The organism is Pseudomonas sp. GXM4, from assembly GCF_008923895.1.
Lineage (GTDB): Bacteria > Pseudomonadota > Gammaproteobacteria > Pseudomonadales > Pseudomonadaceae > Aquipseudomonas > Aquipseudomonas atacamensis.
In genome coordinates, this window is record NZ_WBRZ01000173.1 from 1 (window position 1) to 12,411 (window position 12,411).

The window sequence follows — 12,411 nt, forward strand, 5'->3', positions numbered from 1 at the left end:
GCTGGTCGCCCAGGCTGACCAGAGACAGGTTGCCGCCGGTCTTGATTTCGCTGCCGACGTGGGTGACCTGGGTGACTTCGTCGCGCTGGAGTTTCAGGTTGCCGAAACCGCCCTTCTCCTTCATGTCGTAAAGGGTGTGGTCCTTGTTCTGCGCGGCCAGCAGATTGAGGTCGTTACCGGCGTAGACGTAGGCTTCATTGCCTGCGCTGATTTTGCTCGCGACCAGTGTGGTGTCACGCCCGGAACTGGTTTTTACGTCGCCGCCGGCGATGAACTCAGCTGCTTTCTGAACAGTGTGGTCATCCTGTTCATGGACACGTTTCTTGCCGTCCTTGCTATGGGTTTCAACGTTGTGTTCATCTCCGGCCGAGGACATGTTGATGTCGCGCTTGGCCTCGGCGGCGAGGTTGCCGGTGGCTTCGGCTGTGCTGGCGACGACGTTGATGTCGCGACCGGCATCGAGCTTCAGGTCGCCGCCGGTTTTCACTGTCGACGCGAGGTTTTCCACGGTGGAGGTAATGACTGAGCGGTGGCCGCCATCGAATGATTCGTGGAGTTCGTCTTCGTCGCGTGTCGCCAACAGGTTGATGTCGCGCGCTGCACTCAGGCTGGCGTCACCGCCGCTGCTGATGGCAGACGCGTTGGTCAGATCCTGTCCGGACTTGATGGTCAGGCTGTCGCGAGCGCTGATGAAGCCGCCGTCGTCGACAAGGGTGCGCATGCCGCTGCCATCACGCACAGCGATGGCGGTACGATCGTTGACGATATCGCCCTTGAGTGTCGTCAGTTCGACCTGATTGCCACGGATTTCGCCGGCCAGTGCGTTGCGAATGCTGTCGGTGGCCATGAGTTTGATACGCTCATCGGCTTCCACCAGACCGCCCTGATAGAGGCTGCCCTTGACGTCGACGGACACGTCGTTGCTGGCCTTCAATGTGCCGACGTTGACCAGATCGCTACCGGCCAGCATTTCCAGATCTCGGCCCTGAATCAGGCTGCCACCGCGCACGTTGCGCGACTCGGCCTGCGCCAGATACAACACCGGCACCAGCACTTTCTGGCCGTCGACGATGCGCTCTTCCATCCAGACAATGTCGTGGGTCAGCGCAGCGACCTGCGCCGAGGTCAGGCTGACGCCGACTGAGAGGTTCAATTGATTTTTGCTGGCGAGCGCGTTATCCATCAGATAACGAAATTGCTCGTAGTCGTTCTCCAGGCCACCGGCGAGAAAACGCTGGCCGGTCTGGGCCATGACGGCGTCGCTGATCAGCCGCGATTCATAGCGCCCGTCACCGAGGCGACGCGCCGCTTCGTCGGCGCTGAAGTCGAGCTTGCCGAGCAGGTAGTCGGAGCTCATGAACGCCGTCGTCTGAGTCAGCTCTGGGTTGGTTTCGATCAGATAACGGCTCTGCGGATTGGTGCTTTGCACGAACATGCCGTACGGGCCTTTCGGCAACCGGAAGGTCGAGGAAGCCGTCGGGTCGACTGCGGCGAACGGCACACCTTTGAAGTCCACCGGTGTGAAGCTGATCTGCTTCACGCCATCGGCGTCGACATGCTCGATTCGGGTAACGGATCTGGAGGTTTGGGCGACAGCGTCGGTGCTATGTTTGCCCAGGTTGATGTTAATGCCGCCGACCGCGTCAGTCTGGTCGCTGGCCAGAGAACCTGTCAGTTGACCATAAGTGTTGTCGTATAGCGTGCCGTTCTGGATGCTGTTGGTGACGTCGAGCTTGACCTTGCCGCCGGCCTGCATCACCGCAGCGTAAACGGCGTTGCCGTTTGCATTCCAGGTGGTGACGTCACTCATCAAAGAGAATCGCGAATCACTGGAGCGACTGATCAGTTCATCGAACCGCGCCTGATCGAAGTTGCCGGCCGCGGTAGCCGCGTTGAACGCCGGAACATCGACGAACTCCATCTTGTCCCAGAGGCTGTTGTCGATACGCCCAGGGGTGCCCCTTTTCACCACACGCGTCCCCGAACGCGACTCCGCGCCCTGGTTCAGCAGGCTGTCAGCCGTCACGGTCAGGTCGCCGTTGGCGGCCAGCAGGCTGTAACGGTTTTCAACCTGGTTGGCGTGGATGGTGAAGTTCTTGCCTGCCACGAATCGCGCCGCGCGCGAGTCCTTGAGCACCTCGTCGTTGAATTGGGTAGTGATGGTGATGGTGCCGCGCTTCCAGCCATCACCACCATCGCAGTGCTGACCGCATACCCAGCTCAAACTGCCGGACGACTGACCGGAAGTCAGCTCGAACTCGGCTTTGGCGTTTTCGAAGGAAACCGCGTTGATGTCGACGTCACCCTCGCCTTCGATGGTGCCCGACAAGTTGCTGAACAACGCCGCGCGCCCGCCATCGACAGCGTCGAAGCTCATGTTGCCGCGGCTGTAAATATCGCCGTAATAGTTATTCAGGCTGTTGCCGTGCAGCTTCATCGTGCCGCCGCTGAACAGCAGCGTGTCGGCATCGTTGTAGAGACCGTTGGCGGCGGTGAATTCGAGATTGCCTTGGGCGCCGAGGGTGCCTTTGTTGTTGATCCGTGCCGCCGTCACCGTGAGGTTCTGGTTGGCGATCAGGCGACCGAGATTGTCCAGTGTGCCGCGCAAGGTCATCACGGTGTCGCCGCCGCTGACCAGTCGCCCGTCCTGCTGGATCACGTCGTTGGCGCTGATCGTGAGTTTCTGCTGCGCGGAGACTTTGCCGCCGTTGAGCAGATTGCCGCCGAGGGTCAGCGCCAGATCGCCGCCGCTGAGCAATTGTCCGGCATTGTTCAGGTTGGCCACGTTGAGGCTGAGCGCCGAAGCACTGGCGATCCGTTCGCCAGCATTGAGCGTCAGGTTCTGCGCACTGGTGTAGGTCAGCCCGCCGTTCAGTTGCCAGGTACCAACACCGTTGACCGAGCCGACATCCCATACACCATTGCCCAGCCCGGTGAGACTGCCCTGGTTGTTGGCCAGTTGGCTCACATCCAGGTCGAAAAGGCCCTGTGCCGCGTGGCGCACATTGCCGCTGAAGTTATTGATTTCGGCACCGGATAGCAGCAGGTCCTGACTGCCGATTTCGATCACGCCGCTCTGGTTGTACAGATTGCCGGTCAGCTTGATCTGACTCGCAGCGCCACCGAGGGCGCGGAGCTGGCCGCCGGCGCTGTTATCCAAGCCGCTGGCAGTCAGCTTGAGGCTGTTCGCCGACTCGATCAGGCCGCCCTGATTGAGAACCTGCCCGACGGCTTCGAGCCCCAGCTGATTACCGCTGATCTCGCCGCTGGTGTTGTCCAGGCTGGTACCAGTGAAGATCACCTGATCCTTGCCGAACATTTTGCCGGCGCGGTTGGTCAGGCGCGTTACCGTCAACGTCAGGTCATCGATCAGGCTGGAAATCAGCCCGGCCTTGCCGCTGGCTGCACTGTTGTCGAGGTCGGCACTGGTGATGCTCACCGAGTCGGCTTGCAGCGTGCCGCCCTGGTTTTGCAAATTGCCGTTGTTCAGCGCCAGTTCGGCATGGCTGCCGTTGGCCAGAATCACACCTTGCTGGTTGAGCAGTGTTTTGCCAGTAATCTTCAGGCCGTCGCTGCCAGCGATGATCTGCCCGGCAGCGTTGTTGTTGATCCAGGCGCTATTGATGTCCAGGCGCTTGCCTTGCAGGGTGCCGCCCCGGTTATCCAGCGAGGTCAGTTGATCAAGGAGCAAGCGCTGTGCGCCAGCATCGACCAGACCGGTGACGTTGCTGAAGACTCCGGCAATGTTGAGGACGACATCGCCGCCATTACCGACGATGCCGCCCTTGTCGTTGTTGCCAAGTTGTTTGGCATTGATGTCGATAGCGTTGCCAAGCAGGACACCGGCGCTGTTGTCGACCTCGTCACCGTCGATGTGCAACTGACCTTCGCTCTGAATCCGGCCCTGTTGATTCAGCAGTTGCGACTGGCCCGGCGAGTTTTGCTTGAGGATCAACCGCGCGCCATCGGCACCTGCGGCCAACAACCCGTTGGCACGGTTATCAAGGCTGGCCGCGTGCAACTCCAGGCCGTCGGCGATCATCCGCCCGCCACGGTTGTCGACGTATCCGTCCTTGGCCACCACCAGCAATTGCCGGGCGGCGACGACACCGCCACGGTTATCGACCGAGCCGGCGCGCAATTCGACATCGCCTTTGATGGATTGCAGACGGCCCAATGCGTTGTTCAAGTGCTGCTGGACGAGGAGCGTCAGTTGCCCGGTTTCGGCGCTGAGCGTGCCGTCGTTGTTGCCGATCAGATTGCGCAGGTTTGCGTCGACGATGCCGCCCAAAAGTTGGCCGCTGGCGTTTTGCAGATCCTGCGCGGTCAGGCTCAGGCGATCGGTCCCCTGGATCAGGCCAAGGCTGTTATCCAGGTCTGCGCTGGAAACCACGCTGTCATCGGACGAAATCGCGCCTTGCGTATTATCCAGCGTGCCGCGACTGGCCACCTCGAGGGTTTTGCCCGTCAGACTTGCGTTGCGGTTGTTGATGCTCTGCGCAGTGACGGTCAAGTGATCCGAAGTCTGCACCTTGCCGTCGTGGTTATCGAAATCCTGCATCAGCGTCAGATCAGCAGCACCTTTTTCCGCGCTGATCACACCCTTGGCGCTGTTATCGAGGCGAGTGGCCGTGACGTGAATGTCGTCGGCTGCCAGCGTCCCACCCTGATTGAGCAACTCCCCTCCCGACAGTGCCAGTGTGGTTTTCGCCTGGATCTTGCCCGCGCCGTTATTCAGACGTTCGCGGGCGACAACCTTGGCCTCACCGTCGCTGGCGCCGATCAGGCCGCCGCTGTTGTCCAGTTGACGGGCGTCCACGTCGAGGCGACCGGCGATCACTTTGCCGCCGGTGTTTTTTACCTCCTGAGCATTGAGCTTGAGGCTGCCGCCGGCGATTTCGATACGGCCCTGACGGTTGTCGATACTGTCGACCACCAGTGTTGCCGCTTGCCCATCGGCGAAGCGAATCAAGCCGCTGAGGTTGACGATGGCCGGCGCGCTCACGACCAGACGGGTTTCACCATAAACACGCGCATTCACACCTTGGTTGACCAGGCGCGCCGCGTTCAGAGTGAGGTCTTGAGCCTGCACGGTACCGTTCTGGTTCTCGAACGTGTCGGCTGCGCTGGCGTGCAATGTGCGGCTGGCCAACACGCTGCCACTGTTGCTCACCGAAGCACTGTTGATCGACAGATCACCATTGGCGTTGCGGCTGTTGTCTGCGCTTACCCCGGCTTCAATCACACCGGTATTGGTCAGCCTGCCGCCACTGCTCAGGCTGACGCTGTCACGGGCAGCGAGGCTTTGGCGATTGATCAGGTCTTCGGCGGTTTGTACGGTGACCTGCGTACCGGCATAAACCGCGCCCTGGGCATCGAGACTTTTGGCCTTTACATCGACGGCATTACCCGCCGTGACTTTGGCCAGGGTCAGCTGGCCATTGGCGTCGATCCGGATGTCACCGGCGCTGGCGGCAAGATCCCCCGCCAGCTTCACACCAACGCCCTGCTCGGTGCCGACCAGTTTGATGGCGCCGGCATACATGCCGCCGAGCGCCGAGGAGTCGATGGCCAGTTGTGGTCTGGCGCTGCCGTCATCGGCAAGGGCGGTGGCGTTGAGGGTGTCGGCGTTGACGTCGTTGCGGCCGGTGGTGATGTTCAGGTTTTTTGCGTGGATCTGTGCATTGATCTGCGCGCTGCGGGTAATGATTTCGAAACTGTCGACATTGCTTGCATCAAGACCGACGCCGTCAATCGACACGCTTCCCTGATCAACCTGAAAGCGCTCCAGGCGACCATTGTCGAGCACCGGTTTACCGGTGGTCAGCGTGACACGTGGCGTGTTGATGAAACCGCAACCATTGCAACTGATGCCGTAAGGATTGGAAACGATCACCCGTGCCGATTGCCCTGCGACTTCGGTGTAGCCGCGCAACTGGCTCGGGCTGCCGCCATTGACTTCGTTGAGGATGGTTTGTGCCGCTGCGCCACGCAGGTTCGGGTTGCCGAGAATGATCCCGCCCAGTTGCGTCTGTTGCATGCGGTCGGTGGCGTTGTTGAGGATGACGCCTTGCGCACCGACGTTGTAGTCGTGGAACTGGTTATGCGACAGGCCACTGCCATTGGGCGCTGCGATGTTGACGATTGGCACGCCATTGCCGGCGCGATCCAGACTGGTGCCGGGTGCACTGACAACCATGCCGTCCGCCTGCGCCCACACCGGTTGCCAGAACATGACGTTCGCCAGCAAAAAGGCCAGACCACGCTTGGGCATGCCGCAGAATTGCTCGCGCTTTTTTACGGCTGCAGAAGGTTGGCTGGCCAGGAAGGCCAGGTGGCGAATGTCCATATCAGAATCTCGAAGCGGGCAAAAATTAAATGAAGAAATCCAGGCGGAAATAGATCGGCGCTTCACGCTCAGTCAGCGCGTCCGGTCGTTCCAGGGAATGCGCGAAAGTCACGCTGGCGGCCACATGCTGACCACGTGCGAACAGCTCCAGCGAGTTGCTCGACATGCGTCCGTGCTGATCGCCGTTGTAGCGATCGCCGCGAATTACGCCTTGGTCGTAACCGAGGCTGGTGCCGTACTCGGCGAACACTGGCCGCAGCCATTCGGCAGTCACCGGGCGGCTCCAGCGCAGGTCGTTGCGCCAGTAACCACCACTGTCGCCGGACAGCGATTGATCCTTGTAGCCACGGATCGACGCCGAGCCGCCAAGGCTGGTGCGCTGTGGGCTGAACAGCACATCTTCGCTGCGCTGGCCGGTCATCAGGCTGCTGAAGCTGAAGGATTCACCGAGCAATTTGAACGGCTGCAAATAGCTCAGGGTTGCGGTGTATTTGCGGTAGCGTGCATCCGGTTCGCCGGGACCGGGATCGTGACTGCCCTGCGCATCGAAAGCGCCGATGCCCTCCTGCATGCCAGCGTCGAAGTTGACGAATGCGCTGCCGATGCGACGGCCATGGTTGAAGCCGAATTGCGCTTCGCTGATGCGATTGCTGCTCAGTTTGAGCTTGCTGTCTTCGATGAAGTTGTTGCTGCGCAGGTACGAAAGTCCCGCACTGAGGGAGGTCTTGCTGACCGCGTCGCGATGGATCACGCGCTCGGCGCGCAGTTGATGGTTTTCGCTGTCGCCGGTCTGCTTGAAGTTGTAGCCGTTGGCGGCGATCTGCGAGCGGTACTCGCTCTGGCTGTAGGTGTAACTGAACGTCCACCAGCCCCACGGCAGACTGTAATTGAGCATGGCGTTGTTGGAGGTGTGCTGATGATCGGTCATCGCATCGTGGCCGCCACGCAGGCTCAATTGGTCAGCCAGACCCAGCGGGCTGTCCCAGTCGAACGAGGTGCCCCACTGCTGCTCGCCGGTGCTGCGCTGGCCATCGTTGCTTCGGGACAGGCCGGCGCGCCATGGCTTCTGCGGCGTGTTGGTCACGCGCACTTCACTGCCGCCGACATTCTGCCCCGGCGCCAGCTCCATTTTGGCCTGGTTGGACGGCAGGCGATTGAGCTGGTCGACCATTTGCTCGATCTCGCGCAGGTTGACCAGTTCACCGCTTTTGCCGGGAAAGGCCATGGCCAGTTCGCGATCCGAGAGCTGGCTGTTTTCTGCGCCTTTCATGCCTTCGAGTTTGCCTTCGACCACCAGCACTTTCAGGTGTCCGGCGGACAGATCCTGTTGCGGCAGATAAGCGCGGCTGGTGACCAGACCTTTTTCGATGTAGTGATCGGTGATGACTTTGAGCAGCTCGTTGAGCTGCGGCACGCCGAGGCATTCGCCGATATAGGGTTTGAGCAGACGCGCCTTGTCGCGCTCCGAGAGGCTGTCGGCGCCCTTGAGCTCGATGTCCTTGATGGTGAAGCAGCGCGTATCGGCGGGTGCTGTCGGTTGCGCCGGTTTGGCGTCTTTGCCGGGCAGATCCTTGAGTTCTTCGAGGCGCCGCTGCTGTTCTTCGAGCAAACGGTTCTGACGTTCGCGGATCAGGTCGGTTTCACCAGGAGTGGGCGCGGCCCAGGCAGATTCAAGCGGAGAGAGGCAGAGCAGCGCCAGGCACAACCGCGCCGTGAAGGCGGGTGAAAACATGTTCGATCCCTCGACATAAAAAGTGACATCAAAATAGTGGCGCGATATTAGAGGGCCATCATTTTGACGTCAAACTTAAGTTTGTTCCGCTCATCGGGATTTGCCGCGCTTTCATACGGGTGAAACCAGCACCTGCGTACAAGTGGCGGGCGCGTTTTGCGCGGATAGTGGCCGTTGCCCATTCGGCATCTATTCTTGCCACACACGATCACAAGGAGTTTGCATGAGCACCTTCAAGACCCAAGACGGCACCGAGATCTATTACAAGGACTGGGGCAGCGGCAAGCCCGTGCTGTTCAGCCACGGCTGGCCGCTGGATGCCGACATGTGGGAATACCAGATGGAATACCTGAGCAGTCGCGGCTATCGCACCATCGCCTTCGACCGCCGTGGTTTCGGTCGCTCCGATCAACCATGGACCGGCTACGACTACGACACTTTCGCCGATGACATCGCCGGCCTGATCAACCATCTGGACCTGCGCGATGTGACCCTGGTCGGCTTCTCGATGGGTGGCGGCGACGTCAGCCGCTACATCGCCCGCCACGGCAGCGAGCGCGTTGCCGGCCTGGTATTGCTCGGTGCGGTGACGCCGCTGTTCGGCAAGAAGGCCGACTTCGCCGAGGGCGTCGACAAATCGGTGTTCGACGGCATCAAGGCCGGCCTGCTGAAGGATCGTGCGCAATTCATCGCTGATTTCAACGCGCCGTTCTACGGCACCAATCAGGGCCAGAAAGTCTCCGACGGCGTGCTCACGCAAACCCTGAACATCGCGCTGCTGGCCTCGCTCAAAGGCACCGTCGACTGCGTGACCGCGTTCTCGGAAACCGACTTCCGCCCGGACATGGCCAAGATCGACGTGCCGACCCTGGTGATCCATGGTGACGGCGACCAGATCGTGCCGTTCGAAACCACCGGCAAGCAGGCCGCTGCGCAAATCAAGGGCGCCGAGTTGAAGGTTTACGCGGGCGCGCCGCACGGGTTTGCCGTGACCCATGCGCAGGCGTTGAATGAGGATCTGCTGGCGTTCCTCAACCGGTAATCCCGCCCGGCAAAAGCCGTAGTCAGATGCTGATGAACCAAGGCCCGCGCAATGCGGGCCTTGTGTTTTGCGCTATGGTATTTTTTCTGCGTCCACTACCCGGAGAAGGAAATCCCATGCTGCGAATACTCGGCAAAGCCTCATCGATCAACGTTCGCAAAGTGCTGTGGACCTGTGCTGAACTGGACATCCCGTTCGAGCGCGAAGACTGGGGTTCGGGCTTCCAGTCGCCGAACACGCCGGAGTTTCTCGCGCTCAATCCCTGCGCGATGGTGCCGGTGATCCAGGACGGTGATTTCACTCTCTGGGAATCCAACACCATCATTCGTTATCTGGCGACGCGTTACGGCGGTGCGCATTTATATCCGGTTGAGCCCATCGCCCGCGCGCGAGTCGATCAGTGGATCGATTGGCAGGCCTCGGAGCTGAATCGCTCTTGGTCGTACCCGCTGATGGCGCTGGTGCGCAAGTCGCCGGATTATCAGGACGGCGATGCCCTGGCCGCCGGCTGCCGGGACTGGATGCGCAACATGCAAATCCTCGACCGCCAACTGGAGAAGACTGGCGCTTACGTCAGTGGCGAGCAGTTTTCCCTGGCGGACATTCCGATCGGGCTGTCAGTGAATCGCTGGTTCGAAACGCCGCTCGATCACGGGAATCTGGCTGCGGTGCGCGCCTATTACGATCGCTTGAATCAGCGCGACGGTTATCGTTTGTACGGGCGCAATGGCACACCGTAAAGATGCGCTCGATCAGGCTTGCTCACGCACCACGCCACGCTCTTCAAGCAAACGCACGAACATGCTCAGACTGCGCGACACCGTGCCCCGGCGCCACACCAGCCAAGTGGTCAGATAGCGGAAGTCCGCCGTCAGCGGCCAGACGCTGACCGTCGCGCTGCCGGGCATGCTCTGCAGCATTTTGCGCGGCATCAGCGCCAGGCCGGCACCGGCGCTGACGCAGGCGAGCATGCCGTGGTAGGACTCCATTTCGAAGATCTTGCCGGGTACGGCAGCGTCGGTGCTGAACCATTTTTCAAAATGGTGACGGTAGGAACAGTTGGATCGGAAGGCGTAGATATTCTCGCCGTTAACGTCCGCCGCACGTTCGACCGGTGAATGATTGAGCGGCGCGATGATGACCATTTCCTCCTCGAACGCCGGCACACCTTCCAGGGCCGGATGCAGCACCGGGCCGTCGACGAATGCAGCGGCGAGACGCCCGGACAGCACGCCGTCGATCATCGTCCCCGATGGCCCGGTGGACAGGTCGAGGTCGACCTTCGGGTGCTGCTGGTTGTACGCCGCCAGCAGTTCGGGAATGCGCACCGCTGCGGTACTTTCCAGCGAGCCTAAGGGGAACGCGCCCTGGGGTTCTTCGCCTGCCACCGTAGCGCGGGCTTCCTGCACCAGATCGAGAATGCGCCGCGTGTATTCGAGAAAACTCCACCCGGCCGGCGACAGGCGCAGACGGCTCTTCTCGCGGATGAACAGATCGACGCCGAGGTCCTGCTCAAGCTGCTTGATCCGTGTAGTCAGGTTCGACGGCACGCGATGAATCTGCGTGGCGGCAGCGCTGATGCTGCCGTGCTCGGCCACCGCTTTGAAGATTTCCAGTTGCACCAGATCCACAGTCATTCTCCGATCGTGAAAGAAACGATCTTTATTATTCAGTTTCAAGAAAACTAACGCCACCCTACTCTAGGCCCATCCGACGAACCTACAGGACAACGTCAATGAGCCAGATTTCCAGCCAGACCCACGCCATCTCGATCAACCCGGCCACCGGCGAGCAGATCGGTCATTACGCGTTTGAATCCGCCGCTGCCCTTGATGCGGCACTGACTCGCGCTGCCTTCGCTTTTGGCAAGTGGAAGCGCAAGCCGCTGCAGGATCGTTCGCGCCTTTTGACCGCCCTCGCCGGCGCGCTGCGTGAAACCTCAGAAGCGATGGCAACCATGATCACCCGGGAAATGGGCAAGCCGATCGCCCAGGCCCGTGGCGAAATCGAGAAATGCGCCAAGCTCTGCGAGTGGTACGCGGAACACGGCCCGGCCATGCTCGACGCCGAAGCCACCCAGGTTGAAGGCGGAAAAGCGCGTATCGAGTATCGTCCGCTGGGGCCGATTCTGGCGGTGATGCCGTGGAATTTCCCGATCTGGCAAGTGCTGCGCGGCGCGGTGCCGACGCTGATCGCTGGCAACACTTACGTGCTCAAGCATGCGCCGAACGTGATGGGCAGCGCTTATCTGCTGCGCGATGCGTTCGTCCGCGCCGGTTTTCCCGAGGGCGTGTTTGAGGTGATCAACGTCACCCCGGAAGGCGTTTCCAGCGCCATCGCCGATTCGCGCATCGCCGCTGTGACGCTGACCGGCAGCGTCCGCGCCGGTATGGCCATCGGCGCTCAGGCCGGTGCGGCATTGAAGAAATGCGTGCTGGAACTCGGCGGCTCCGATCCGTTCATCGTGCTCAACGATGCTGATCTGGATGAGGCGGTTCACGCCGCGGTGGTCGGTCGTTATCAGAATTCCGGCCAGGTCTGCGCGGCTGCCAAACGTCTGATCATCGAACAAGGCGTGGTCGAGGAATTCACCCGCAAGTTCGTTGAAGCGACACGCCAGTTGAAGATGGGCGATCCGCTCAACGCTGACACTTACATCGGGCCGATGGCGCGCTTCGATCTGCGTGATGAACTCGATCAGCAAGTGCGTGACACATTGGAGGAAGGCGCGACGCTGCTGCTCGGCGGCAGAAAAGCCGAGGGCGCCGGCAACTTCTACGAACCGACCGTGCTGGCCGATGTAACCGACCGCATGACCTCGTTCAAGCAAGAACTGTTTGGCCCGGTCGCCTCGATCATCACCGCCCGCGATTGCGCGCACGCCGTGGCCCTGGCCAACGACAGCGATTTCGGCCTGACCGCCACGATCTACACCGCCAACGTCGCGCTGGCCGAGCAACTGACCAGCGAACTGGAAACCGGCGGCGTGTTCATCAACGGCTACTCGGCGAGCGATCCGCGTGTGACCTTCGGCGGCGTGAAGAAGAGCGGCTTCGGTCGCGAGTTGTCACACTTTGGCGTACGGGAATTCTGCAACGCGCAGACCGTGTGGCTGGATCGTAAATAAGCCGGGTGCTGTAAAACCTGTGGGAGCGAGCCTGCTCGCGAAAGCGGTGTATCAAGCGATGAAGATGCCGAATCCACCGGCGCCATCGCTGGCAAGCCAGCTCCCACAAATACTGCGATGGACACTGATACAGCAAACACCATAAAACCCTGTGGGAGCTG

General features: G+C 60.9%; 6 protein-coding genes. 3 read left to right on the top strand and 3 right to left on the bottom strand.

The features are described 5' to 3' along the window. Nucleotides 1–6,349: filamentous hemagglutinin N-terminal domain-containing protein (locus F8N49_RS19315; protein WP_151552164.1), on the bottom strand; the 6,349-nt coding region annotated here is incomplete at its 3' end. Between the two features lie 25 nt (nucleotides 6,350–6,374). After that, entirely contained in the window at nucleotides 6,375–8,081 is a 1,707-nt protein-coding gene (locus tag F8N49_RS19320; RefSeq protein ID WP_151552166.1) for a ShlB/FhaC/HecB family hemolysin secretion/activation protein, read from the bottom strand. Between the two features lie 223 nt (nucleotides 8,082–8,304). Between F8N49_RS19320 and F8N49_RS19325 the strand changes: the two genes are divergently transcribed. Next, on the top strand, nucleotides 8,305–9,123 hold the full coding sequence (locus tag F8N49_RS19325; protein WP_073471151.1) for an alpha/beta fold hydrolase: 819 nt from the start codon (nucleotides 8,305–8,307) through the stop codon (nucleotides 9,121–9,123). A 116-nt stretch (nucleotides 9,124–9,239) separates the two neighbouring features. Continuing rightward, nucleotides 9,240–9,863, top strand: coding sequence for a glutathione S-transferase family protein (locus F8N49_RS19330; RefSeq protein ID WP_122703986.1), 624 nt, complete (start codon nucleotides 9,240–9,242; stop codon nucleotides 9,861–9,863). Nucleotides 9,864–9,875: 12 nt separating this feature from the next. Here F8N49_RS19330 and F8N49_RS19335 read toward each other — a convergent pair whose 3' ends face one another. After that, nucleotides 9,876–10,754: a LysR family transcriptional regulator gene (locus F8N49_RS19335; RefSeq protein ID WP_038862196.1), complete on the bottom strand. Its 879-nt coding sequence runs from the start codon at nucleotides 10,752–10,754 to the stop codon at nucleotides 9,876–9,878. Nucleotides 10,755–10,858: 104 nt separating this feature from the next. Here F8N49_RS19335 and F8N49_RS19340 point away from each other — a divergent pair, with 104 nt between their 5' ends. Continuing rightward, nucleotides 10,859–12,250, top strand: coding sequence for an aldehyde dehydrogenase family protein (locus F8N49_RS19340; RefSeq protein ID WP_110601075.1), 1,392 nt, complete (start codon nucleotides 10,859–10,861; stop codon nucleotides 12,248–12,250). The last annotated feature ends 161 nt before the right edge of the window (nucleotides 12,251–12,411 follow it).